Consider the following 23,686-nt stretch of genomic DNA (forward strand, 5'->3'; position numbering starts at 1 on the left):
TGGACCAGTTGTGTGAGGTGCACACTGAGGACGTGACCACGACCAGTGCCGGGCTCCTGCTGTTCCGCCGCACCGACGACGCTGTCGAAGTGCTGCTCGGCCACATGGGCGGCCCGTTCTGGAGCCGCAAGGACGCGCACGCCTGGTCGATCCCCAAGGGGCTGTACACCGACGAGGAGCCCCTGGCCGCCGCGGAGCGCGAGTTCGCCGAGGAGATGGGCTCCCCCGCGCCAACGGGCCCGACGGTGCCGCTGGGCTCCGTCCGGCAGTCCGGCGGCAAGACGGTGACGGTCTTCGCCCGCGAGGGCGACTTCGACGCGGAGACCATCCGCTCCAACGAGTTCGAGCTGGAGTGGCCCCGCGGCTCCGGCCGGATGCAGAGCTTCCCCGAGATCGACCGCGCCGGCTGGTTCAGCCCCGGGGAGGCCGCGGAGAAGCTGGTGAAGGCGCAGTCGGCGTTCCTCGACCGGCTGCGGGAGCACCTGACCGGAGCGTGAGCGCCCAGGCGCCGACAGCGCAGGTGAGCGAGGCTCCGGCGGCGGCCAGCGCGATGTGGTTCCACCCGGCGACGGCGCCGGTGCCCGCCGCGAGGACCCCAGCGATCGTGATGCCGAGCGCGGAGCCGACGTAGCGGGCGGTGTTGTTCACACCGCTCCCCATCGCGGCGTCGGCCGCGGGGACGCTCGCGATCGCCTCGCGCGCCAGTCCGGTGTTGAGCAGACCGGAGGCGATGCCCGCGACCAGGAGACCCGGAACGAGGCGGAGCGGGGAGGCACCGTCGGACAGCCCCGCGGTGAGGAGCAGGCCCAACCCCACGCCGGCGAGCCCGCCGACGAGGTGGACCCGACCGGACAGGACTCCGGCTAGGCGCGAGAAGCCCAGCGCCGCCACGGCGCTCGTCCCCGCCCACAACGCGAGCAGCGCACCCGCCTGCAGCGTGCTGAGGCCGAGCCCGCGGACCACGAAGGTGCCGGCGACCGACATCGCGGAGATGACGCCGATGCCGGTGCCGAAGGCGGCGAGGGTCGCGGCGAGGAACCTGGGCCGCCGGAACAGGCCCGGGTCGACGAGGCGCGCGCGACCGTAGCGCTGGCTCGCGATGAGTGCGACGGCGAGGACAACGGACACCACCCCGAGCGCAGCCGCCGGGGCGCCCGCCCCGGCGCGCGCCTCGACGAGGGCCGCGACCGCGGCGGTGAGGGCGCCCGTGAGCAGGGCGAATCCGAGGACGTCGAGCGGGCGGTCCGGGTTGTGCGCCGGCCGCGCGGGAATCCGGCGAGCGGAGCCCCACAGCGCCGCGCCGCCCGCCGCGAGCAGGAGGTAGAACAGGCGCCACGCGCCGGCGAGGTCGAGGAGGCCGGTGAGGATCGGCCCGAGGGCGATCCCCGCACCCATCGACGAGCTCCACCACACCGCGGTGCGGGCGCGGTGGCCGTCGTGTTCGCTCACCGCGGCGACGAGGCCCAGCCCGGTGGCGATCATCCCCGCCGCCCCGACTCCCGCGACGATCCGGGCGGCCACGAACAGCGGCGCCGAGGCCACCGCCGTGCACGCGAGGCTCGCCACGACGAAGACGGCTGCGCCGGCGAGGAAGACCCGTCGGTGGCCTATGCGGTCGGCGACGACACCCGCGGTGACCAGGGCCGCCGCGAGCCCGACGCTCATCGACGCGAGGATCCACGTGGCCGCCGCCGGGCCTGCGCGCAGCGCGCCGTTGAGCGTGACGGCGTTGCCCAGCGGTCCCGCGTACGCGAGCATCGCCAGCAGCGTGCTGGCGGCGACGGTCGCGAGGACCCGCTCGTATCCGGACTCAAGTCTGGTCATGAGACTCATCATGACCCATGACGAGTCCATTCACAAGACTCTTTCAACTATGCTGAAGGCATGGCTCTGGGGACCGGATACGAGGCGCAGCCCTGCTACCTGGCACGCGCGCTCGAGGTGGTCGGCGAACGATGGACCCTGCTGATCCTGCGCGACCTCTTCTACGGCGTGCGGCACTTCAGCGACCTGCTCGAGCACCTCGACGTCTCCCGCGGCGTGCTCACCGAGCGGCTCGACACCCTGGTCGCCGCCGGAGTCGCGACCCGCCGCAAGGTCGGGCGGACCGTCGAATACGAGCTCACGCCCGCCGGAGAGGACCTGTGGCCCACCGTTTTCAGCCTGGTGCGGTGGGGCGAGCGGCACCTCGACGGCGACTTCCCCGCGCGGATCTTCGCGCACGCCACCTGCGGGACGGACCTGGCGGAGTCCGGCCTGTGCCCACGGTGCGGCATCGTCCCGACGGTGCGGGACATCGACACCCGTCCTGGCGAGGGGCCGAACCCGCGCCGGCGCGACGACCCGGTCGCCGTGGCGCTGCGCACCCGGCACCGGATGCTGACGCCGGTCCCCTGACGGCCGTCAGTTGCGGTAGTTCTCCACGGTGTTCGCCGACCGGGTCGCCGCGTCGTCCGGGTTCTCGCCGAACTCGCGCCGCGCGCGTCGCTGCCGGAGCAGATCCCACGCCTGGTCCAGCTGGGTCTCGAGCACCTGGAGCCGGGCGCGCTCCTCGCTCTCGCTGATCTCGCCCGCGCCGAGCCTCTCCCGGAGCGCGTGCTCCTCCGCGATGAGGGCGTCGATCCGGGTGTGCACTGCGTCGTCGGTCATGATTCGATCCTGCCACCGATCGGCGGGGCGCGTGGGGACACAATCGAGGTGTCCCCGCCGAACCGTCGGCGCGATCGCGTCCGATCGCGGACAACCACTCCGAGCACAGGAGGCACCGTGGCCAAGGGCTACTGGGTCAGCAACTACCGCGCGATTCTCGATACCGACAAGCTCGAGGCCTACAACGTGCTGGCGGCCCGCGCCGTCGCCGCCGGCGGCGGGAGGTTGCTCTCCCGCGACGGCCGCGTCGCGGCCTACGAGGCCGGCATCGCCGAGCGCACCATCGTGATCGAGTTCGAGAGCTTCGAGCAGGCGATCGCCGCCCGCGAGAGCGCCGCCTACCAGGAGGCGCTGGCAGCGCTCGGGGACGGCGTGGAGCGCGACTTCCGCATCGTCGAGGGCCTCGACTGACCCCGCCATCACCGCGAGAACAAGAAATCCCCTCCGACCTGCGTCGGAGGGGATTTCTTCGGTGGAGCTAAGGGGACTCGAACCCCTGACCCCCACACTGCCAGTGTGGTGCGCTACCAGCTGCGCCATAGCCCCGTATTGCGTTGTTCACCTGCGGTTTCCCGCCCGGAGAACATTACAGGAGGCAGCTCTCGTGCACCAAATCGGCTGGTCAGTGCCGGTTTTACTTGAGGAGCGGGGTCAGCCAGTCGCCCTGCACGGTGATCTTCTCGCCGTTGTGCACGACGGTCGGGGTGCCGGTGCTGCCGATGTCCTGCATCAGCTGGCTGCCGGCGCCGGCGTTCTGAGCGGACTCGACGGTGTACTTGCCGTCCCGGATGGCGCTGACCACGTCGGCGGGCAGCTCGACGCCCTTGGCCTTGGAGCCGTCGGCGAGCATCGTGGCGATCTCGGCGTTGGTCTTGTCGCCCTTGCCCTCCTCGGGCTGGTTCGCGTACATCGCGGTGTGCGCGCCCAGCCACGCCTTCTGCTTCTGGTCGTCGGGCAGCGAGGACTTCGCGATGGCCAGGAGGCCGCCGGCGGCGCGGTCGGAGTAGTCGCCCGACGGGCTCTGGCGGTTCAGGAACGACAGCATGAAGAACTTGACCTGCAGCTTGCCGTCCTCGATCGCCTTGGTGACCTGCTCGCCGTACTGGCGCTCCATGTTGCCGCAGGCGGGGCAGTACGGGTCCTCGAAGAAGGTCAGCTTCGTCGGGGCGTCGGCCTTGCCGAGGACGAAGGCCGAGGTGGCCTTGTCGATGGCGGCCTGCGCCTTGTCGACGGGCGTGCCCTCCTTCTTGCTCAGCAGCAGGACGCCGCCGATGACCACCACGATCACCACGAGCACGGCGATGCCGCCGAGCACGTAGGTCATGGTGTTGGACTGCTTCGCGGGAACGTACTTCGCGTTCTTACCCTTGCTCACGCCGACCACAATAGCGGCAGTCGGCGAGTGCGCAGGTCAGGCGGGGTCAGGCGCCCAACACGCCGTCCACGAGCGCCTTCGCCTCGGCCTGCACCTGCGCGAGGTGCTCCGGCCCCCGGAAGGATTCGGCGTAGATCTTGTACACGTCCTCCGTGCCCGACGGCCGCGCCGCGAACCACGCGCTCTCGGTGGTCACCTTGAGGCCGCCGATGGGCGCGCCGTTGCCGGGCGCGCGGGTGAGCTTGGCGGTGATCGGCTCCCCCGCGAGCTCGTCCGCGGTGACCTGCTCGGGCGAGAGCTTCGCCAGGACGGCCTTCTGCTCGCGGCCGGCGGGCGCGTCGGTGCGGGCGTAGGCGGGCACGCCGTACTGCTCCCCCAGCACCGCGAAGTGCTGCGACGGGCTCTTGCCGGTGACGGCGAGGATCTCGGAGGCCAGCAGCGCCAGGATGATGCCGTCCTTGTCCGTGGTCCACACGGAGCCGTCGTGCCGCAGGAACGAGGCGCCGGCGGACTCCTCGCCGCCGAAGCCGACGCTCCCGTCGAGCAGGCCGGGCACGAACCACTTGAAGCCGACGGGGACCTCGAGGAGCTTGCGACGCTGCTCGGCCACCACGCGGTCGATCATCGACGAGCTGACCAGCGTCTTGCCGACGGCGGCGTCGTCGCGCCAGCCGCCCCGCGACGCGAAGAGGTAGTCGATGGCGACGGCGAGGTAGTGGTTCGGGTTCATCAACCCGCCGTCGGGGGTGACGATGCCGTGCCGGTCGGAGTCCGCGTCGTTGCCGGTCGCGATGTCGTACTGGTCCTTGTTCGCGATGAGCGAGGCCATCGCGTTCGGCGAGCTGCAGTCCATGCGGATCTTGCCGTCGGTGTCCAGCGTCATGAAGGCGAACTGCGGGTCCACCGTCGGGTTGACCACCGTGAGATCGAGGTTGTAGCGGTCCCCGATCGCGCCCCAGTAGCCGACGGCGGCGCCGCCGAGCGGGTCCGCGCCGATCCGGATCCCGGCGTCGCGGATCTTGTCGAGGTGCAGCACGGAAGGCAGGTCGCCGACGTAGGAGTCGAGGAAGTCGAAGCGCTGGACCGCGTCCGAGGCGAGGGCCTGCGCGAGCGGGATCCGGCGCACGTCGCGCAGGCCGCCCTCGAGGATCTCGTTGGCGCGGGCCGCGATCGCCGAGGTCGCGTCGGTATCGGCGGGGCCGCCCGTGGGCGGGTTGTACTTGAAGCCGCCGTCGGCGGGCGGGTTGTGCGACGGGGTGACGACGATGCCGTCGGCCTCGATGCCGCCGCCGTGCCGGCGATTGAAGGTGAGGATCGCGTGGCTCAGGGCCGGCGTCGGCGTGTACCGGTCGTCGTGGTCGATGAGGGTGTCCACGCCGTTCGCGGCGAGCACCTCGACCGCCGTCTCCCACGCGGGCCCGGACAGCAAGTGCGTGTCCTTCGCGAGGTACAGCGGCCCGCGCACGCCCTCCGCCGCGCGGTACTCGACGATGGCCTGCGTGGTGGCCGCGATGTGATTCTCGTTGAAGCTGCCGTTCAGCGACGTGCCGCGGTGCCCCGACGTGCCGAAGGCCACGCGCTGATCCGGGTCGCCGGGGTCCGGCACGACCGAATAGTACGCAGCACGAACAGCTTCGACGTCGATCAAGTCCTCGGGAAGAGCCGGTTGACCGGCACGCGCATGAGCCATCTTCAGTCCACCTCGTCAGTGCGGGAACGCGGCCGCGGATCGCACGGCCGCTGTCGTCCAACGTATCGCCGAGTCGGGTTCCGCGCGCGGTAATCCGGCGCACCAGCGGGGGCCGGGGTGGTGGGACGGCGACGCGGCGTCGCGACGGCGGACCGTCGCGACGCCGCGATCGTCAGACGATCGCCCAGACGACGAGCACCATCGCGAAGCCGACCACCGACAGGATGGTCTCGAGGACCGACCAGGTCATGAGGGTCTGCTTGACCGTCATGTTGAAGTACTTCGCGACGATCCAGAAGCCGCCGTCGTTGACGTGGCTGAGGATGATCGAGCCGGCGGAGATCGCGATGACGATGAGCGCGATCTGCGCCTGCGAGAAGTTGCCCGCTGCCACGGACTCGCCGATGATGCCGGCGGTCGCGGTGATCGCCACCGTCGCCGAGCCCTGGGCGATGCGGAGCGCGCAGCTGACCAGGTACGCGGTCACGATGAGCGGCAGGCCCAGGTCCGACATCGAGTCGGTGAGCGCGGTGCCGACGCCCGTGGCGCGCAGTACCGCACCGAACAGCGCGCCCGCGCCGACCACGAGCAGGATCATGCCGATCGGCTTGAGCGCCGCACCCGTCATCTCGGCGAGTTGACCGGCGTTGATGCCGCGGCGGATGCCGAGCAGGTAGAAGGCCATCACCACGGCGATGGTCAGGGCGATCGCGGGCGTGCCGAGGAAGACCAGGATCGAGAAGGGCTTCGTGCCCGGCGTCAGCCACACGGACCCGAACGTGCCGCCCAGGATCAGCAGCATGGGCACCGCGATGATGAAGGCGATCAGCGCGAGCGGAGGCTTGTCCTTGCTCGCGTGCTCCTCCTCCGGCACGAACTCCTCCGGCACCTCCACGATGACGCGCTTGCCGATCCACGTGCCCCACACGATGCCCGAGGCGAACCACGCCGGGATGCCGCAGACGAGGCCCATGATGATGATCCAGCCGAGCGAGGTGTGCAGCAGGCCCGCGGCGGCAACGGGGCCGGGGTGCGGGGGCAGGAAGGCGTGCGTCATCGACAGGCCCGCGAGCATGGGCATCGCGTACATGACCAGCGACTTGCCGCCGCGCTTGGCGCAGACGTAGACCAGCGGCGCCAGGATGAAAATGCCGATGTCGAAGAACACCGGGATGCCCAGGATGAGGCCCGTGACGCCCATCGCGAGCGGCGCGCCCTTGGGCCCGAACAGCTTCAGGAGCCAGCTGGTGAGCACGTCGGCGCCGCCGGAGCGTTCCAGGATGGCGCCGAGCACCGTGCCGAGGCCGATGATCGGGGCGATGTGCCCGAGGATGCCGCCGAAGCCGGTCTCCAGGATCGATTGCGCCGCGCCCTTCTGCGGCGACCCGACGAGCTTCTCGACGGAGACGCCCGCGACCAGCGCGAGGCCCACCGAGACGATGATCAGGGCGATGAAGGGTTCGAGCTTGACCTTGATGATGAGGAGGAGCAGGACCGCGATCGACACCGCGGCGAGGGTCAGCAGACCCCCGGTGTCGTGCTGCAGCCAGTCGATGGCCGAGGACATGAGTGGTACTCCCGTTCTGGAAGGGGATCAGAGCGCGGCGACGAAACGCGCGGCGCGGATGGTGATGTCGGCCCAGTCGCCGGCGGCGACGGTGTCGGGGGGCACGACGGACGTGCCGGCGCAGACGGCGACCGCGCCGGCACCCAGGAACTCGCGGGCATTGGCCTCACTGACCCCGCCGGACGGCAGGAGCGGCAGGCCGGGGAACGGACCGTGCAGGTCCTTGAGGTAACCCGGCCCGAACGCGCGGGCGGGGAAGATCTTCACGGCCACCGAGCCGAGCGCGGCCGCGCGGGCCACCTCCGTGGGAGTGAGCGCGCCCAGGAAGACGGGCACGCCGAGATCGCGAGCGGCCTGCGCCACCTCCTCGTTGACGTCGGGCGTGACGAGGAAGCGGGCGCCGGCGTTCACGGCGTCGCGGGCCTGGGCGGCGGAGCGCACGGTGCCCACGCCGAGGTTCGTGCCCTCGACGCCGGCGGCCCGCTCGAGGTGGCCGAGCACCCCGGGCGTGGTGAACGTCAGCTCCACGGTGCGGATCCCGCCCTCGGCGAGCGCGCGGCACAGGGCCGCCGCGTCGGGGAGTTCGGGGGCGCGCACCACGGTGAGCGCCCGGTCGGCGGCGAGCGCATCGAGCAGGCCGGAATGGTCGGTCACGGTCACAGGACCCCTTCTTCGGTCAATCGCAGCGCGCCGCCCGCGAGCGCGCCGGTGAGGTTGCCGTCGTCGAGCGCGGGGACCCCGCGGACGAGGACGTGCGTGAATCCCGCTGCGGGCGTGCGCGGGGCGTCGTAGGTGGCGCGGTCGATGACTGCGTCGGGGTCGAAGAGCGCCAGGTCGGCGGCGTAGCCCTCGCGGACGAGGCCCCGTCGGACCAGCTTCAGGCGCCGGGCCGCGCGGCCCGTGAGGTGGCCCACGCACTCCTCGAGGCTCATCAGGCCCAGGTCGCGGCTGTAGTGGCCGAGGTAGCGGGCGAAGGTGCCCCAGGCTCGCGGGTGCGGCTTGCCGCCGACGAGCAGGCCGTCGCTGCCGCCCGTGTGCGTGGGGTGGCCCATGATGGCGCGCACGTTCTCCTCGTGCCCGACGTGCTGCAGGATGCCGGTGGCGAGGCGGTCGTCGAGGAGGATCCCGATGCACACGTCGAACGGGTCGCGGCGCTCGTCGGCGGCGATCTGCTCGATGGTGCGGCCCACGTAGCCCGCCAGGTCGTCGCTGCCGACGCCGCTGATCTCGATGGTGTTCCATTCGGCGATCACGCCGTGGCAGCCGTCGGATCCGGTGTGCTCCAGGTGTTCCCGGATGCGGGCGAGGTCCCGCGGGTCGCGCAGGCGCGCGAGCGTGGCGTCGGCGCCGCCGGCCGCGGCCCAGCTCGGGAGGATCGCGGCGAGCGTCGTGGCGCCCGGCAGGTAGGGGTAGGTGTCGAGGGAGACGTCCGCGCCCGCCGCGACCGCCTCGTCGAGCAGCGTCAGGAGCTCCGGCGCGCGGCCCTTGTTGGGCCCGAAGTTGAGGGTGGCGTGCGCGAGGTGCAGCGGGCAGCCGGTGCGCCGCGACAGGTCGATCATCTCGGCGTAGGCCTCCATCGCGCCCGCGCCGTAGCTGCGGTGGTGCGGCGAGAAGTAGCCGCCGAGCTCGCCCGTGGTGCGCATGAGCGCGGCCAGCTCGGCGTCGTCGGCGTACATGGCCGGGGTGTAGGTGAGGCCGGTGGACAGGCCGACGGCGCCCTCCCGCAGGCCCTGCGCCAGGATCTCCTGCATCCGGGCCACCTCGGCCGGGGACGCGACACCGTCGCCGAAGCCGATCGTGAGGGCCCGGAGCAGGCCGTGCGGCACGAGGTACGCGAGGTTGGTGGCGGTGCCGGCGGCGTCGAGCCGGTCCAGGTACTCGCCGACGGTGCGCCACGAGAAGTCGAAGTCCTCGGGGTCGGTGTTCCACCCGGCGATCTGGCGCCGCACGACGGCGAGCGTCTCGTCGGACACGGGGGCGTAGCTCAGCCCGTCCTGGCCGATCACCTCGCACGTGACGCCCTGCGTGATCCGCGAGGGGTGCTCGGGATTGAGGAGGACCTGCAGGTCGGAGTGCGCGTGCATGTCGATGAAGCCCGGGCTCAGGACGAGACCGTCGGCGTCGATGACGCGGTGCGCAGGCCCGAGGTCGGTGCCGATCGCGGTGATGACACCGTCGGTGATCGCGACGTCCGCCGTGTAGCGCGGCGCCTCGGTGCCGTCGACGACGGCGGCGGCGCGGATCAGTGTGTCGTGCATGATGACTCCGCTCTAGAAGTACGTCGAGATCATGTCGACGACCTGCGGGTTCTCGCTGTCGTCGGCCACGACGGGGATGACGCGCCACTTGTCGAAGACGGTGCACGGGTGGCTCAAGCCCAGCCGCACGACGTCGCCGACGGCGAGCGGGTCGCCGGCGGGCAGGCGCAGGAAGGCGTGCTGGTCGTTGACCGCGGAGATCTCGCCCTCCAGGGGGCGGGCGGGATCGCCGAGTCCCGGTGCGGCGACCTGCGGTTCGGGCAGGCCCTCGTCGAAGGAGACGTCGCGGCGGCCCACGTCGAGGAGCGCCAGGCCGGGCTCGGGCCGCGAGATGACGCGGGCCCAGACGTGCATCGCCGACCGCAGCCGGGGTGCGTCGGCCTCGCGGCCGGACGGCGTGATGCCGCGATAGAAGCCGTCGTCGTGGATGATGTACGCCCCCGAGCGGACGACGATCCGCGCGTCGTCGATGTCGCCCAGGACGGCGGCGACGCGGTCGAAATAGGCGCTGCCCCCGGCGGAGACGACGATGCGACCCTCCGGGTACAGCGGACGCAGCCGGACGTGCAGGTCCTTCAGCGTGCGGAGGTAGTCGTCGACGGTGCCGAGCGCCGCAGCCGAGGTGTCGTGCGCGAACGCGCCCTCGTAGCCGGTGACGCCGCCGAGGCGCAGCCGCGGGGAGGCGGCGATGCGCTCGCCGATCGCGAAGGCCTCGTCGACGGTGCGCGCGCCGGTGCGGCCGCCGGGGCCGCCCAGCTCGACGAGCACGGTGGGCTGCCGGGTCGCTTCGGCGAGGCCGCGGTCGAGCACGTCGACGGTGCCGAGCCCGTCCGCCCACAGGGTGACCTCGAGCGCGGGGTCGGCATCGAGCGCCTCGCCGAGCCAGCGGATGCCGGCCGGGTCGGCGATCGCGTTGGCCACGTGCAGGTTCCGGAAGCCCGTGGCGACGGCGGCCTGCAGCTGCGGGAGATTCGCGACGGTGATGGCGGTGGATCCCGCGTCGAGCTGGTCCTGCCACAGGACGGGCGCCATCGTGGTCTTGCCGTGCGGCTCGAGGTCGAAGCCGTGCGCGGCGGTCCACCGCGCGAACTCGGCGACGTTGTCGGCCATCGCCGCGCGGTCAAGGACGAGCACCGGCGTCGAGAGCTCCGCCAGGCGCGGCGCGCGGGCGAGGAAATCGGCCGTCGTCATGCCGTTCGCCCACGCGGGCACCGCCTTGTCGAGCACACTCAGCTCCGCCGGCCGCGCGCCGTTCCCGTTGGCCATTATGCTTCCCAATCTGCTACGTTGCGTATATTGCAATCACCGTTGCGTGATGCGTGTCACAGACGCTAGCATTGCGGCGAGGACCTGCACAACCACGAGATGAAAGAACGGTGCGAGACGGTGACGGAAGCTTGGATCGCGTGCCTCGGGGAACCGCTGGCGCTGGTCGCCGCGGCCGACCTGGACGCGCCCGCTCCCGCCATGCACGCCGGCGGCGCCGAGGCCAACGTCGCCGCCGGCACAGCGGTCCTGGGCACCCCCACGGCCTTCCTCAGCCGGGTCGGCGGGGACGCCGAGGGGCGACGGATCGTCGAGCACCTGCGCGCGCACGGCGTGCTCACCGACGGCATCGAGGTCGACGGCAGCGGGTTCACCGGCCGGTACGCCAAGACCGAGGGCGTCGACGCGGACGGCGAGCCCGCAACCGCCAGCACCTACCGTCGCGCGGGCAGCGCGGCGGCGGCGATGGGCCCCGACTTCCTGACGCGCCCCACGATCGCCGCGGCCCTCGAACAAGCCCGGATCGTGCACACCAGCGGCATCACGCCGGCCCTGTCCCCGTCGTGCGCGGCCCTCACCCGCGCCCTGCTCCGCGACCGGACGGGCGTGCGCGGCACCGTCACCTTCGACGTCAACTGGCGCGAACAGCTCTGGCCCGACGGGGACCCGTCGCTGGTCATCGAGCTGGCCCGCTGCGCGGACGTCGTCCTGGTCGGGTCCGACGAGGCCGAGCGCGTGCTCGGCACCGGCTCCCCCGCCGAGGTCCGGGCGCTCCTGCCCGAACCGCGCACCGTCGTCGTCAAGGACGGTGCCGTGCGGGCGATCGCCGTCGACCGCGAGGGCGCGCAGATCACGGTTCCCGCGCTGTCCGTCGACGTGGTCGAGCCCGTGGGCGCCGGCGACTCCTTCGCCGCGGGCTTCCTGCACGGGCTCGCGCACGACGAGGATATGCGCACCTGCCTGCGCCGCGGGCACGCCGGCGCCGCGGCGACCCTGACGGTGCGCGCCGACTTCGCCACCCTGCCGCCCGAGGCGATGACGGCGTTACTGACCTGCGACGACGACGCCTGGTCCGCCGCGCACATCGGCCCGGACGGGATCCGCGTGGGCGGCGCTGACTTCCCGCCGCCCCGCGAGAGCGGAGCACCATGAGCCAGAGCCTGACCCGAGCGCTCGAGATCCTCCGCCTGCTGGGCGAGAGCCCCGCCTCGCTCGACGAGCTGGCCGACGAGCTCGGCGTGCACAAGACCACCGTGCTGCGCCTGCTGCGCCCGCTCACCGAGGCGCGGTTCGCGTACCACGACGAGGCGCACCGCTACCACCTCGGATCGCGCGTCTTCGACCTGGCGGCACGCGCCTCGGAGCAGCGCGGGATCCGCGAGATCGCCGCGCCCCACCTGGTCGCGTTCAACCGCGAGTACGGCCGCACCACGCACCTCGCGGCCCGCGAGGGCGACGCCGTCGTCTACATCGACAAGCTGGAGTCGCGGGACCTCATCCGCATGTACTCGCGGGTGGGCATGGAGGTCAATCTCAACTCCAGCGCCGTCGGCAAGCTCATGCTGTCGACGCTGCCCGACGACGAACTGCGACGGTTCGTCGCCGGGATGGACTTCACCCGGCGCACGCCGAACACCATCGTGACCCCCGAGGACTACCTCGCCGAGATCGAGCGCGTCCGCGCACAGGACTGGGCCGTGGACCGCGAGGAGAACGAGCCCACGATCAACTGCATCGGCGCGCCCGTCCGCGACGCGAGCCGCACCGTCGTCGCCGCGGTGTCCGTGTCGGTGCCCGACGTGGTCCTGCCCTTCGACGAGCTGCTGGACCTGCTGGAGCCGCTGCGCGCGACGTGCGCCGCCATCTCCCGCGACTGCGGGTACCGCCCGCGCTGAACCTCCCGGACACCCCGGGGAACACCGAAACACTCACGAGAGCAAAGGAATCACCACCATGACCGCGACCGCCGTCTCCACCACCGACGCGCCCGCTCCCGCCCACTTCTTCTCCCAGGGCGTGCGCCGCGGCAACATGCTGCAGGTCTCGGGCCAGGGCCCGATGGACCCGGCGACGAACCAGTACATCGCCGAGGGCGACGTCAAGGAGCAGACCCGGCGCACCCTGGAGAACGTCAAGGCGATCCTCGAGGCCGGCGGCGCCTCGGTGGCCGACGTGCTCATGTTCCGCGTCTACCTCACCACGCGCGACGACTTCGCCCCGATGAACGAGGTCTACGGTGCGTTCATCGCCGAGAACGTGCCCGAGGGCGCCGCGCTCCCCTGCCGCACGACGGTCTTCGTCGACCTCCCGCACGAGGTCATGCTCGTGGAGATCGACGCGCTCGCCGTGCTCGACTGATCGTCGCCGCGCTCCGCCCATTGATACATGCGCATACAGCCATGTATGTTCGTCCGGTGATCTCATCGGACGAGGGGCGGAGCTGAGATGAGCGGACACGCGGGACACGACCACGGGGTGTCGGCGGACGCCGACAAGCGCTGGCTGAGCCTGGCCCTGGCGCTCATCGTCGGCTTCATGGCGATCGAGGTGACGATCGGCATCATCGCGAGCTCGCTCGCGCTGATCACCGATGCCGCGCACATGCTGACCGACGCCGCGGCGATCGTGCTCGCGCTGGTCGCGATCAAGATCGCCGCGAAGCCGGCGAAGGGCGGATACACCTGGGGCCTCAAGCGGGTGGAGATCCTGTCGGCGCAGGCCAACGGGATCACCCTCCTGCTCCTCGCGGCGTTCTTCGTCTACGAGGGGATCTCGCGGCTGATCACGCCGCCCGACGTCGACGGCCGGCTGGTCTTCTTCACCGCCCTCGCCGGCTGCGCCGTGAACCTCGCCGCCACCTGGTGCATCCGGCGCGCCAACCGCACCAGCCTCAACGTCGAGGGCGCCTACCAGCACATCCTCAACGACCTGTACGCCTTCATCGCCACCGCCATCGCGGGCGCGATCATCTGGGCCACGGGGTGGGGCCAGGCGGACGCGATCGCCGCCCTGGTCGTTGCGGCGCTCATGCTCAAGGCCGGCTGGGGGCTGGTCAAGGCGTCGGGGCGGATCTTCCTCGAGGCCGCGCCCGAGGGCATCGACCCCGCCGAGGTCGGGCGCGACGTCGCGGCCGTCCCGTCCGTGACCGAGGTGCACGACCTGCACATCTGGGAGATCACCTCGGGGCAGCCCGCACTCTCCGCGCACGTCCTCGTCGACGCGGCGGCGGACTGCCACGCCGTCCGCTCGAAGATCAGCGGCATGCTGCACGACGAGTACGGCATCGAGCACGCGACGCTGCAGGTCGATCACGACGGCGCCGAGGACCACTGCGACGAGCCTCACGGGGAGGCGTACCGCTCGGAGTGAGCCGCGACACGATCCTTCTCAACACTGGTTGTTTAGGTTAGGCTCCCCTGCATGAATGCAGGACGCTCCCTCCTCGCCCTGGCTGCGGCCGTCGCCGCGACCGGCGCCCTCGCGGCACCCGCTGCCGCCGCGCCCGCGCAGGGCACCGTCGTCATCGTTCCCGGCCAGTACATCGGCTCGCTGCCCTACCAGCCGATGAAGGCCGCCCTCGAGCGGTCCGGGTCGCGGGTCGAGGTGCTGAACCTGCGGGGCCTCGACCTGCGCTCCGACGCCACCGCGATCGGCGCGGCCGTCGACCGGGCGAAGGCCGGCGGCGGCCCCGTCTCCCTGGTCGGTCACAGCGTGGGCGGCCTCAGCGCCCGCTACTACCTCAAGGCGCTGGGCGGAGCCCCGAAGGTGACCCACTACGTCGCGATCGGCACCGCGCAGTACGGCAGTCCCGCCGCCTGCTCGCAGTCCGGCACCGCCCGCGAGGTGTGCCCCGGTTCGAGCTTCCTCGCCACGCTGAACAGCGGCGTCGGGGCCGTCGGACCCACGCAGTACTTCTCGATCCGGAGCGCCAAGGAGTGGGCCGACGGCCGCATCACCGGACCGCAGTGCCGGATGACGCCCGTCCCGTCGGCCACCGGGAACGGCGGATTCGACCACACCGTCGAGCCCGTGGACCCGCGCGTGATCGCGCAGGTCCAGGCCGCGGTCGCCGGACGGTGCGAGGGCGTGCGCGCCGACGAGGCCGCCGGCTCGATCCAGGCGACGAACACCCTGTACCCGGCGGGCCGGGCCGCCAGCGGAGGCTAGCGGGTCAGGCCCCCGTGAACGGCGGCACCACGTAACAGGGCACCGGCCACGGATGCTGCGGATCGAGGGCGTTGAGCGCGAAATACGCCGCGCGCCGGGAACCCGCGATGGCCAGATGGTCGGAGAAGTCCTGGCCGCAGGTGTCCTGCACGACGATGTTGGTGACCTTGATTCCGGGCGGGCCGTCGAGCTGGCCGCTCGTGTACGGCAGCACCAGCTCGTCGAAGCGGGTGGAGATGTTCGTGTACTCGACGCCGCGCGCATAGGGCGTACCGTCGGCCCAGATCTTGTCGAGGAAGCGCGATCCCGGCAGCATGTCGCCGATCGACTCGAAGACCGGGAAGTACGGATCGCGGATGTTCAGGCCGCGAACGAAGACCGAGGCCGCGCGCCCGAGGTCGCCGCCGGTGCCGCGCCAGAGCGGCGCGAGTGAGACGTACTTGCCCACCTTGTCGGCGCCGCCCAGGTACTTCACGAAGTACGACGGCATGAGCGTGCCCTGCGAATGGCCGATGAGGTCGACCTTCTTCGCGCCGGTCGATGCGAGAACGCGTTCCACCGTCTGCTTGAGCTGCTGCGCGCTGGTCGCGAGCGGGCGGGTCCCGCCGATCTGATTCACCGGCCACGGCGCACCGGGCAGCGCGCCGTAGGTGAAGGAGAAGACGCAGTAGTCGTTGTTCTTGAGGAGCGGCGCGTAGGCGCCCCAGTTCGTCTGCGAGCCGCCGCCGGTGCCGTGCACCAGCACGACGGGATTGGAATGACGAGCCGTCGGCCTGCAGGAGTAGTCGTTCGTCCCCGGCAGCGAGCCGTTCGCGTTCGTCAGTTCCGACGGTATGCCGCCGAAGAAGTTGAAGTTCTCGGGCAGCGGCGCTGCGGACGACGGTGCCGCCACCAGGAGCGCGATGCCGGCCGCAGCGACGGCCGCCCGTCGCCATACGGAACGCAGGTTCATGCTCACGGACGATAGTCCAACCCACGTCGTACTGAGAGACATTTCTAGAACTTGTTTCACTCACAGTCGTCCGGCCCGGCCGCTCCACCATCGCCGCCGAATCGTGCGATGCGGTCACTTTCCCGGCTAATTACCCATATCCGGCAATCAGCTTGCCGCCGCAAAGGCGTACACCGTAAGAACCGCGGGAGAGGGACCGTCCCGCGGTCGTCGCTTCCCCCGGTCTGCAGGAGTACCCATGTCCCCCACCTTCACCCGCGTCGTCGTCGCCGCGTTCTCGATCGCGGCCCTCGCCGCCCCCGCCGCCGTGTCGCACGCCGACCCGTACTACAAGAACTGCACCGAGGTACGCAAGGCCGGCAAGGCCCCACTGCTCAAGGGCGATCCCGGGTACGCGAGCCACCTCGACCGCGACGGCGACGGGATCGCCTGCGAGGTGAAGAAGTAGCAGCGGACACGAAAGCGCCCCCGGCCGATGGCCGGGGGCGCTTCGCTGTGGAGCCGCCGGGAATTGAACCCGTTCAAGAGTGCTGGCGAGGGGGACGGAACGCCCATTGAACTGCATCTTTCGCCTCTGCGGCTCTACCGGGAACGACTTCGTTCTATGGCGATTGTGCAACTTTCGTGCAACCTGGACGTCCCGGATAAGGCAGACGATCCAGCGCGATCCACGGGTTGGCCGCGGTGCGCAGATTGTCGGAACTGCGGCCAGAATCGGGCTCCGTGCCACCTACGCCCGGTGGTGGCGTCGCGGCTCGCCTCCCCTTCGCTACCCGCTCAATGTGCTCGACTACCCAACCTGTGGGACTCCGCCCGGACCCCAACCGCCCTACCGGGTGCCCACCACCGCCTGCGCCGCATCCACCGTCTGAGCCAGCAACATCGCGATCGTCATCGGCCCGACACCACCCGGCACCGGTGACGCAGCCCGGGCGACCTCGGCAGCCTCCTCCGACACGTCTCCCGGAGTGAATCCGGCATCTACGACGACCGCACCCGAACGCACCATCGCGGCCGTGATCAAGCCTGGCCGGCCCGCAGCGGCGACGAGGATCTCGGCGCGGCTGGTGTGCGCGGCGAGGTCACGGGTCCGGGAGTGACACACCGTGACGGTGGCGTCGCGCGCCGTGAGCATCGCTGCCAGGGGCTTGCCGAGGATCCCGCTCCGGCCGACGATCACCACGTCTTCGCCGGCGAGTTCGACACGGTAGTGATCGAGGAGTCTGACGATCCCCGCCGGGGTGCGGCTGCGGTGGCCGGCCTGACCGAGCGCCGCCGCGGCGAACGCTGCGCTCGAGGTACCGTCCACGTCTTTCCGGAGCGGGATCGCGTCGAAGGCGGCGCGCTCGTCGATCTGCGGCGGGAGCGGGTGCTGCAGCAGGATCCCATGTACGGCGGGATCGACACCGAGCTCGATCAGCACCGCGACCAACTCGGCGGTGGAGGTGTCGGCCGGCAGATGAACGTGGCGGGAGCCCAGGCCGTACTGGACGCACCTGCGCTGCTTAATCTGCACGTACTTGGTAGAGCCGGGGTCGTCGCCGACGAGCACGGTGGCGAGGGTCGGGGTGAACGGCAGCGCAGCGGCGCGGGCAGCGGTCGCCGCGTTCAGCTCGGTAGCAAGCCGGTGCCGAAAAGAACCGTCGAATTGGCCGCCGTCGCAGATGCTGCCTGCGCGCGATTACAGGTCCACGGTCAGGTGCGCCAGTGCACGCCCTAGACTCCGTTCACACCCCGGGTCCGTACACGCAGACCGCCCGCTGTTCGCGATTGCTACAGGCCTACCCTTCGCTGTGACCGAGCTCGCACCATTGCCATCTCCCAGCGAAGGGAACATCATGCTCCGACAACTCTCCGTCGCCGGATCTATCGCCTGCCTACTTGTCGGACTCACCGCCTGTGGGAACGACACCCCAGCGACGGTCACCGTTACGGCTTCGGCATCCAGCAGCTCTTCATCCGCGACACCTGGCAACCAGACCCCGGCCACCGGTGCACCCGCACCCGGGACGAACGCGAAGCCGGCCGCGCCCGCCGCGACGCACCCGAACCAGGCCCCGGCGAAGACCACGACCACGGCAGCTCGCGCCGGCGTCCCTGAGGGACAGCGCTGCACGACCAGCGACGGCAAGCCCGGCGTCACCCAGGCACAGCCCGGTGACGCAGCTGGCGACAGCAGCCTCTGCATCCCGACCGGCACGCCCACTGCGACCAAGACCAAGCCGGCCGCCCCCGCCGGCGTCCCCGAGGGACAGCCCTGCACCACCGAGGACGGCAAGCCCGGCGTCACCCAAGCACAGCCCGGGGATGCCGCCGGCGACAGCAGCCTCTGCATCGCAAAATAGATCCGCTGACTCCGTCGGGCCCGAATCCGCTACACCCCGGGCCCGACGAGCAGCTTGTACACGAATGTCACCGTGGCAGGTACACGCACGATCGATGGCAGGATTGCATCGCGGCCTTGAGGTTCGCCGAGGTGCGGCGCTGCGAAGAACGAGGCGCAGGCCGCACGCCGCGGTCGCCTACGTCTTGGAGACCAGCACGTCGAGCTTGGCGATGATCTCGGGCACCTGATCGAGTAGTTCAAGCTTGGTCGATAGCTGCTCAAGCAGCGCCTTCACCTCGGACACCGCCCCGCGGACGTCGATGAGGGTCCCGGATACATCGGCCAACGTACCTTCGACTGAGGTCAGCGTCCCGGACACAGACGTCAGTGTGTTTCCAACCGTCGACAAGGTGGTGTCGACAGTTCCCAGCTTGGTATCGACCTCTGTAAGCGTGGTGCTCACGTCACTGAGCGTGCCGTCAACACGCCCCAGGGTGGCGTCGGCGCTGGTCAGGGTGCGGTCGGCACGGCCGATGATTTCGGTAGGGTTCTTTGGAAGGAATCCCATTTAGAATCTCCAATCTTCGAGGTACTGGCAACAACTTACTTGATAGTCAGTTAGGCGTGGGTAAATCTGTGGATTGCGTGCCCCCGGCGCTTCGACCTGGACTGCGAGGTCGGAGGGCCTCGCCCACCTGCCGACGCGGACGATCGGCCACGGGACACTCACGACTCACCCTCCCCGTTCATCCGGTCGAGCTCGTCCTCGAGCTCGCCACGCTGGATCGCCTCGCTGATCCGTGCCCGCCCCTCGGTGCTCACCTAGTCGCCCGGGCCGACCAACCGGATGCTGTTTCCCGCAACGGTGTCCCATCGCCCGCCGAGCAGATGTCGCTGAACATCGCCCGTCTCGGCCTGCAGACGCTCGGCCGCGGCTGCAGCCCCGGGACCACGGAACTCCAGCCTGGTGACCGTCGGCGTCCCTTCGCCGGCCTCGACGGGACGGAACTCGATCGTGAACCCCACGGCGTCGGTCAGCTCGACCAGCTCACCGCGCTCATCGGTGCTGGTCACGGGCTCGGCGTTCAGCACAGCGCCGTAGGCAGCGGCGACATGACGCAGCATCGGTGCCGGCATGTAGAGCACGATCCGGGTGAGCCGGAGCGGCGCAGCCGCCGGTCCCAGCTCGACCGGCCCGATCACCTCGTACTCGCCGCGCTCGATCCCGCTGCTCATGCCCTCCCAATACGCGTCGTCGCGCTCCGCCATCAGCGTCCCTCCCTGCTCAGAACCAACGCGGTGATCGGATTGCCGACGAACTTCGGGGGGCTCGCCGCCGACCATGTACAGCCAGTCCGCGCCACGCCCGTCGATCTCCTCGGCGGCCTCCGCCGGCACCACGAACCGGCCGAGGTAATCCGCGTCGTCGCCGCGATCCAGCTCCTGGACCTCGACGACGGTCGCATCCGCCACCGCGGCGAAGCCGCCCTCGTACCCACTCACCAGCACCGGCACGTCTCCCGGCAGTTCCGCCAGCAGCGCGCGCAGGCCATCGACGGTCATCACGGCCTCACCTCTATCCGCACAGTCGCATCCGTCCCGTTGACATCGACGACGTAGCGACCGTCGCGCGAGACATCGAATCCATTTGCCCGCAGTCGATCCGCAGCGTCGTCGTCCACGACGATCTCCATGTCCACGGTCGTGATCAGATGCGCTGCGAGCGCCTCCACGAGCAGCAGGGCCGGTCCTTCCTGCGGCGTGATCCGGAGCTCACCGCCGATCCGTTCCACCGCGGCGTCGGCGTAGATCGCGGTCCAGAATCGCTCGCTGATGTCGAGGCTGTTGGTGACTAGTCGCAGTTCGGTAATGCCCTCCGCTGCGCCGCCCCGAGCCTGCGCGACCACCTGCTTCGCGTACTCGCTTCGGCCCTGCTGGTGCAGGTCCGCAGTGGAGGACCACAGCGCGCGGGAGGTCAGTTGGGAGATCGTGTCCTTCTCGCCGCCGGTGACGCGCCGCGCTGCGTCAGGCGGCAACACAGCCAAGAGCCGATGCAGCGCCGCCGCCTGCTGAGCGACGCAGTAGAGGCTGGCGCGAGTCTCGAGATCATCATCGGCATCCATACCGCTGATCCTCTCTCCAGTGACCGACACCCGCACCCGAATAGCTTGAGCCTCAAGCCCGACCGTGCAAATAACAGCCCCTCAAGAGAAGATCCACTGCATGGCCCCTGACGCACCAATCGACACCGAAGAGAACCTGCGCGCCGCAGCGACAACCGCGCTCGCCCAGACCGAGCCTCCTACCGCGGAGTGGATGTACCTGCGCCGCGCGATCATCGACCTGGACCTGATCCGGGCGACCGTCGACCTCGCCTCGGCGCAGCTGCGCACCCTGATCCCGCCGTCACCACGCGGTGCCAGCAACCACCACGCCGTGCGCCTCGGCGTGAAGAGGCTCAACGCAGAGATCGAAGCCGAAATCGAACAGGCGGTCAGCCGTGCCCTCTGATCAGCAAGAACAGTGGCGGGCACGACTCGACGGTGCCGTGATCGAAGCACGCAGCTGGGCCCGGCGAGCACTGGCTGCGCGACACGCGCCGCAGGTACAGACGCTGGTGCTCTACGTGAACGACGTCGACGTCTCAGCTGCGTGGTACCGGGATGCGCTGGGCGTGACCTGGTCTCGCGAGAAGCACGCTGCCGGCCCCGAGCATGTCTCGGCACAGGTCGGCGGACTGCTGATCGAGCTGTATCCGCGTGGCGATCGGCCGGCGAGCAGGGTCAGGATCGAACTGTCCGTCGGCGACCGATTCGGCAACGCCGACCAGGCATCCGAGCAGTTTCCGCGCCGCCTCACCGACCGCGACGGCAACACCGTGGTGATGACGGTCCGTGGCTGAGCCCGACCGCAACCGCCGCCAACGCGAGCTGCTCGACGCGGTCGACGCCGAGATGATGCGGATACACGAGACCGTGCTGGGCTTGATGAGGAACGGGCTGCCCGAGGACTCATACGCGGTGCAGTTGGCCGTGTCCGGCTCGCTCGACCAGCTCTTGGAGGCGGTCGACACCGTCCTGGGCTATCACGAACGGCCCCGCGCCGACGGCGACCGCGTCGTTCTCGTCGACCGCAGCCGAACAGAGCCGATCGCATCGACCTATCCGATCGCCGACTGGAGGATCGCCGGGCCGCGCATCCTCGCCGCAGCACTCGACCGCTGGGCCGTCGAGGGCGGAAGAGTCCAGATCAGCGGGTCGTGGACCAGCGGGCGTGGTCACGTTGTCACGGACATCGGCGCGGGTCGGCAGGCCGGGTACGAAGCCTTCGCCTGGTACACGCCGGACTCCACGGAGGCAGCGCAGTGACTGCCACAGCGGAGCACACCGTCCCCTTCGCCGCCGCAGTTGCCATCGTCCTGCTCCTGGTCGCCAGCCTCGGCGGCGCGTTCCTCCGCGCGGAGTGGCTTCACCTCTACCTGCCGGCCCTCGCATTGCCCGTCCTCGCGCAGGGACTGGCAACCGGACTGCGCTGGTGCACGGCTGATCCCATGAGCAAGGAGCAGCTGTGACCGAGATCCGAACCCTCACCGATCTGTTCCCCGGCGGCGCCATCGAGTTCACCGTCACTGCGGCCTCGACCAACTTCGACATCGAGACGATGGTCCTCGACGCGCAGCGGGAGCAGGCCACCCTCGTACACGCTCGCCTCGCCAAGCAGGTCGCAACTTGGCGCCGGCAGCTGTACGCGATGCGAGCCGAACTCGGCGGCAAGCCTGCGCCCGAGACGCACGCGAGCAGCCAGCCGACCTGCCCGATGCCGGGCCGCATGCGCTGCTGGGAGACCGCTAACGCGGTGTGGCTGCAGTGGGTACCCGCCGGGGAGCCGCTCGACCTCGATCACGCAGTCGCGCAGCGGATCCCGGTGCACGCGACCGACACCGACACCGATCTTGATGCGGCTGCCGAGCGGTGGCTCACCGGCTCCGGATGTCCGCCTGAAGGCACCGTGGACTGGATCCTGCCGCAGTTGCGCGCGTGGAGAGACCGGTTGGCCATGGATTAATGGCGCGAGAAGTGCTATCGGGTCCGATCCGACGAAGTGCTGGCCGTTGCACAACGAGGCCCCGAACTACTACTCCGGGTGTTCCACCTGTTGCCGGATGCGCATGATCGAAAGACACTGGCGGTTGTGAACTACGCAGAGCAGTCCGAGTGGCAGGCCATCCAGCAGTCCCTTCCCCCGGCATACCGCCTCACCCCGGACACCGCACCCGACGAGGAATGGTGGGAGCACCGAGGCCACCGCATCCATCTCGACACCTACCGCGCCCCCGACGCGCCTGTGAAGGTGATCCTCCTGCACGGCGTCGGCACCAACGGGCGCCAGATGTCGACGATCCTCGGTCACCCGCTCGCCGAGCGCGGCTTCGAGACCATCGCGATCGACATGCCCACTTACGGCGTCACCGAGGTCGCGCCCGGCGCCCTCGTCACCTACGACGACTGGGTGCGCATCGGCTCCGACCTCGTCGACGCCGAGCTCGCGAAGGACGACCGGCCGGTGGTCCTGTACGGCCTGTCTGCAGGCGGCATGGAGACCTACCACATCGCCTCGATCAACCCGCGAGTCAGCGGCATCGTCGGGATGACCTTCCTCGACCAACAATCGGCGAAGGTCCGGCGCGACACCGCCTTCGACCCCATCACCGGCGCCGTGGGCGCGCCCGTCATGAAGGCCCTCGCCCGCACGCCGCTGCGCGGCACGAAGGTCCCGATGAAGCTGGTGAGCAAGATGCGCGCGCTGGTCAACGACCCCGCCGCCAAGCGCGCCTGCTACGCCGACCGCACCTCGGCAGGCAACCTCGTGTCCGTGGCGTTCCTCGACTCCTACTTGAATTACCGGCCCGCCGTCGCGCCCGAGGAGTTCGAGACCTGCCCGGTGCTGCTCACCCAGCCCACCGCCGACCGGTGGACGCCGCTGGAGCTGTCGACGCCCTTCCTCGACCGGATCACCCGCGTCCCGGTCGAGACCGTGCTGCTCGAGAACGCCGGACACTATCCGCTCGAACAGCCCGGCCTGGACACTATGGCCAAGACGATCGCCGCCTTCGCGGCGGCACAACTGTAGGCAGACTTGGGCGACCCTCACGGCCTCTGCGGTGAGGCCAATCGGTAATATCTGCGCCTTCGGCGGCCCTAGCCGCGCCGCAGCACTAGGCTTGCACTCGTTTAGGGGGATTGACGACGACGGCCCACGCGCCTGCTCCTGCGACGTAGCTGTGCGCCCCACGGTCCTATGGCGCCTAGGAAGCTACCATCCAGATGATCGCGCTGCCCGTCCGGTCAAGATTGCCGAGACCGCCCTCTGCAACCGCTTCGGATCCGTCACCGGAGATCAAGGCTCCCGGTCGCAGCGAGCAGAGCGACGGATGTC

General features: G+C 70.4%; 28 protein-coding genes and 1 tRNA gene. 15 read left to right on the top strand and 14 right to left on the bottom strand.

From position 1 onward, the window contains the following. Positions 1-32: 32 nt before the first annotated feature. Positions 33-497 (top strand): NUDIX domain-containing protein, encoded by a 465-nt coding sequence (locus ACLQ3K_RS06360; protein WP_336671102.1) that lies wholly within the window; start codon positions 33-35, stop codon positions 495-497. Here the strand turns inward: ACLQ3K_RS06360 and ACLQ3K_RS06365 are convergent. Further along, the gene (locus tag ACLQ3K_RS06365; protein WP_425997893.1) at positions 412-1,824 is read right to left on the bottom strand and encodes an MFS transporter; all 1,413 of its coding nucleotides are present in this window, start codon (positions 1,822-1,824) and stop codon (positions 412-414) included. The two genes, ACLQ3K_RS06360 and ACLQ3K_RS06365, sit on opposite strands and share 86 nt — an antisense overlap. A gap of 60 nt (positions 1,825-1,884) precedes the next feature. Between ACLQ3K_RS06365 and ACLQ3K_RS06370 the strand changes: the two genes are divergently transcribed. Then, the gene (locus ACLQ3K_RS06370) at positions 1,885-2,397 is read left to right on the top strand and encodes a winged helix-turn-helix transcriptional regulator (RefSeq protein WP_425997895.1); all 513 of its coding nucleotides are present in this window, start codon (positions 1,885-1,887) and stop codon (positions 2,395-2,397) included. Between the two features lie 6 nt (positions 2,398-2,403). On the opposite strand, the gene ACLQ3K_RS06375 is transcribed toward ACLQ3K_RS06370, so the two are convergent. Beyond that, positions 2,404-2,649 carry a DUF2630 family protein gene (locus ACLQ3K_RS06375; RefSeq protein ID WP_425997897.1) on the bottom strand — a complete coding sequence of 82 codons (246 nt, stop codon included), beginning with the start codon at positions 2,647-2,649 and terminating at the stop codon, positions 2,404-2,406. Between the two features lie 117 nt (positions 2,650-2,766). Between ACLQ3K_RS06375 and ACLQ3K_RS06380 the strand changes: the two genes are divergently transcribed. After that, on the top strand, positions 2,767-3,060 hold the full coding sequence (locus ACLQ3K_RS06380; RefSeq protein WP_224648777.1) for a DUF1330 domain-containing protein: 294 nt from the start codon (positions 2,767-2,769) through the stop codon (positions 3,058-3,060). Positions 3,061-3,122: 62 nt separating this feature from the next. Here the strand turns inward: ACLQ3K_RS06380 and ACLQ3K_RS06385 are convergent. The 7 genes from ACLQ3K_RS06385 to ACLQ3K_RS06415 form a co-directional block, all read right to left on the bottom strand. After that, positions 3,123-3,195 (bottom strand) — tRNA-Ala (locus ACLQ3K_RS06385). 88 nt (positions 3,196-3,283) lie between these two features. Next, positions 3,284-4,024, bottom strand: coding sequence for a DsbA family protein (locus ACLQ3K_RS06390; protein WP_425997899.1), 741 nt, complete (start codon positions 4,022-4,024; stop codon positions 3,284-3,286). A 46-nt stretch (positions 4,025-4,070) separates the two neighbouring features. Beyond that, on the bottom strand, positions 4,071-5,714 hold the full coding sequence (gene pgm / locus ACLQ3K_RS06395; RefSeq protein ID WP_425997901.1) for a phosphoglucomutase (alpha-D-glucose-1,6-bisphosphate-dependent): 1,644 nt from the start codon (positions 5,712-5,714) through the stop codon (positions 4,071-4,073). Positions 5,715-5,886: 172 nt separating this feature from the next. Then, positions 5,887-7,281: a GntP family permease gene (locus ACLQ3K_RS06400; protein WP_224648807.1), complete on the bottom strand. Its 1,395-nt coding sequence runs from the start codon at positions 7,279-7,281 to the stop codon at positions 5,887-5,889. A 27-nt stretch (positions 7,282-7,308) separates the two neighbouring features. Next, the gene (locus tag ACLQ3K_RS06405) at positions 7,309-7,935 is read right to left on the bottom strand and encodes a bifunctional 4-hydroxy-2-oxoglutarate aldolase/2-dehydro-3-deoxy-phosphogluconate aldolase (RefSeq protein WP_425998138.1); all 627 of its coding nucleotides are present in this window, start codon (positions 7,933-7,935) and stop codon (positions 7,309-7,311) included. A 2-nt stretch (positions 7,936-7,937) separates the two neighbouring features. After that, positions 7,938-9,539 carry an N-acyl-D-amino-acid deacylase family protein gene (locus ACLQ3K_RS06410; protein WP_425997904.1) on the bottom strand — a complete coding sequence of 534 codons (1,602 nt, stop codon included), beginning with the start codon at positions 9,537-9,539 and terminating at the stop codon, positions 7,938-7,940. Between the two features lie 12 nt (positions 9,540-9,551). After that, a complete protein-coding gene (locus tag ACLQ3K_RS06415) occupies positions 9,552-10,805 on the bottom strand; it encodes an amino acid deaminase (protein WP_425997906.1) in 1,254 nt (417 codons plus the stop codon). A gap of 99 nt (positions 10,806-10,904) precedes the next feature. On the opposite strand from ACLQ3K_RS06415, the gene ACLQ3K_RS06420 reads away from it, so the two are divergent. From ACLQ3K_RS06420 to ACLQ3K_RS06440, 5 genes are all read left to right on the top strand, one after another. Beyond that, positions 10,905-11,957 carry a sugar kinase gene (locus ACLQ3K_RS06420; RefSeq protein ID WP_425997908.1) on the top strand — a complete coding sequence of 351 codons (1,053 nt, stop codon included), beginning with the start codon at positions 10,905-10,907 and terminating at the stop codon, positions 11,955-11,957. Further along, positions 11,954-12,700 (top strand): IclR family transcriptional regulator, encoded by a 747-nt coding sequence (locus ACLQ3K_RS06425; RefSeq protein WP_425997910.1) that lies wholly within the window; start codon positions 11,954-11,956, stop codon positions 12,698-12,700. Before ACLQ3K_RS06420 ends, ACLQ3K_RS06425 begins: the two co-directional genes overlap by 4 nt. Before the next feature lie 58 nt (positions 12,701-12,758). Further along, positions 12,759-13,163, top strand: coding sequence for a RidA family protein (locus ACLQ3K_RS06430; protein ID WP_146430997.1), 405 nt, complete (start codon positions 12,759-12,761; stop codon positions 13,161-13,163). 87 nt (positions 13,164-13,250) lie between these two features. Then, positions 13,251-14,174 (top strand): cation diffusion facilitator family transporter, encoded by a 924-nt coding sequence (locus ACLQ3K_RS06435; RefSeq protein ID WP_336671116.1) that lies wholly within the window; start codon positions 13,251-13,253, stop codon positions 14,172-14,174. A gap of 51 nt (positions 14,175-14,225) precedes the next feature. After that, positions 14,226-14,972 (top strand): lipase family alpha/beta hydrolase, encoded by a 747-nt coding sequence (locus ACLQ3K_RS06440; protein WP_425997913.1) that lies wholly within the window; start codon positions 14,226-14,228, stop codon positions 14,970-14,972. A 4-nt stretch (positions 14,973-14,976) separates the two neighbouring features. Here the strand turns inward: ACLQ3K_RS06440 and ACLQ3K_RS06445 are convergent, their stop codons facing one another. Then, the gene (locus tag ACLQ3K_RS06445) at positions 14,977-15,924 is read right to left on the bottom strand and encodes an esterase/lipase family protein (RefSeq protein ID WP_425997915.1); all 948 of its coding nucleotides are present in this window, start codon (positions 15,922-15,924) and stop codon (positions 14,977-14,979) included. Positions 15,925-16,162: 238 nt separating this feature from the next. On the opposite strand from ACLQ3K_RS06445, the gene ACLQ3K_RS06450 reads away from it, so the two are divergent. Beyond that, a complete protein-coding gene (locus ACLQ3K_RS06450; protein ID WP_224648827.1) occupies positions 16,163-16,372 on the top strand; it encodes an excalibur calcium-binding domain-containing protein in 210 nt (69 codons plus the stop codon). A 381-nt stretch (positions 16,373-16,753) separates the two neighbouring features. Here the strand turns inward: ACLQ3K_RS06450 and ACLQ3K_RS06455 are convergent, their stop codons facing one another. The 4 genes from ACLQ3K_RS06455 to ACLQ3K_RS06470 all read right to left on the bottom strand — a co-directional run bounded on the left by ACLQ3K_RS06455 (position 16,754) and on the right by ACLQ3K_RS06470 (position 20,373). Beyond that, entirely contained in the window at positions 16,754-17,590 is an 837-nt protein-coding gene (locus tag ACLQ3K_RS06455; RefSeq protein WP_425998140.1) for a bifunctional 5,10-methylenetetrahydrofolate dehydrogenase/5,10-methenyltetrahydrofolate cyclohydrolase, read from the bottom strand. 856 nt (positions 17,591-18,446) lie between these two features. After that, positions 18,447-18,818: a hypothetical protein gene (locus tag ACLQ3K_RS06460; RefSeq protein WP_425997917.1), complete on the bottom strand. Its 372-nt coding sequence runs from the start codon at positions 18,816-18,818 to the stop codon at positions 18,447-18,449. Positions 18,819-19,072: 254 nt separating this feature from the next. Next, a complete protein-coding gene (locus tag ACLQ3K_RS06465) occupies positions 19,073-19,813 on the bottom strand; it encodes a hypothetical protein (protein WP_425997919.1) in 741 nt (246 codons plus the stop codon). Beyond that, on the bottom strand, positions 19,813-20,373 hold the full coding sequence (locus tag ACLQ3K_RS06470) for a hypothetical protein (RefSeq protein WP_425997921.1): 561 nt from the start codon (positions 20,371-20,373) through the stop codon (positions 19,813-19,815). The genes ACLQ3K_RS06465 and ACLQ3K_RS06470 overlap by 1 nt, the downstream gene beginning before the upstream one ends. Positions 20,374-20,473: 100 nt before the next feature. Between ACLQ3K_RS06470 and ACLQ3K_RS06475 the strand changes: the two genes are divergently transcribed. The 6 genes from ACLQ3K_RS06475 to ACLQ3K_RS06500 all read left to right on the top strand — a co-directional run bounded on the left by ACLQ3K_RS06475 (position 20,474) and on the right by ACLQ3K_RS06500 (position 23,380). After that, positions 20,474-20,761, top strand: coding sequence for a hypothetical protein (locus ACLQ3K_RS06475; protein WP_425997923.1), 288 nt, complete (start codon positions 20,474-20,476; stop codon positions 20,759-20,761). 37 nt (positions 20,762-20,798) lie between these two features. Beyond that, positions 20,799-21,152 carry a VOC family protein gene (locus ACLQ3K_RS06480; protein WP_425997925.1) on the top strand — a complete coding sequence of 118 codons (354 nt, stop codon included), beginning with the start codon at positions 20,799-20,801 and terminating at the stop codon, positions 21,150-21,152. Further along, complete coding sequence (locus ACLQ3K_RS06485; RefSeq protein WP_425997927.1) at positions 21,145-21,618, top strand: hypothetical protein; 474 nt, start codon at positions 21,145-21,147, stop codon at positions 21,616-21,618. The genes ACLQ3K_RS06480 and ACLQ3K_RS06485 overlap by 8 nt, the downstream gene beginning before the upstream one ends. Next, positions 21,615-21,821 (top strand): hypothetical protein, encoded by a 207-nt coding sequence (locus ACLQ3K_RS06490; RefSeq protein WP_425997929.1) that lies wholly within the window; start codon positions 21,615-21,617, stop codon positions 21,819-21,821. Before ACLQ3K_RS06485 ends, ACLQ3K_RS06490 begins: the two co-directional genes overlap by 4 nt. Further along, a complete protein-coding gene (locus tag ACLQ3K_RS06495) occupies positions 21,818-22,315 on the top strand; it encodes a hypothetical protein (RefSeq protein ID WP_425997931.1) in 498 nt (165 codons plus the stop codon). Before ACLQ3K_RS06490 ends, ACLQ3K_RS06495 begins: the two co-directional genes overlap by 4 nt. Positions 22,316-22,441: 126 nt before the next feature. Continuing rightward, positions 22,442-23,380 (top strand): alpha/beta hydrolase, encoded by a 939-nt coding sequence (locus tag ACLQ3K_RS06500; protein WP_425997933.1) that lies wholly within the window; start codon positions 22,442-22,444, stop codon positions 23,378-23,380. Positions 23,381-23,686: the final 306 nt, after the last annotated feature.

Origin of the sequence: Tsukamurella sp. DT100, assembly GCF_049844855.1 — a bacterium.
In the GTDB taxonomy this organism is placed as follows: domain Bacteria; phylum Actinomycetota; class Actinomycetes; order Mycobacteriales; family Mycobacteriaceae; genus Tsukamurella.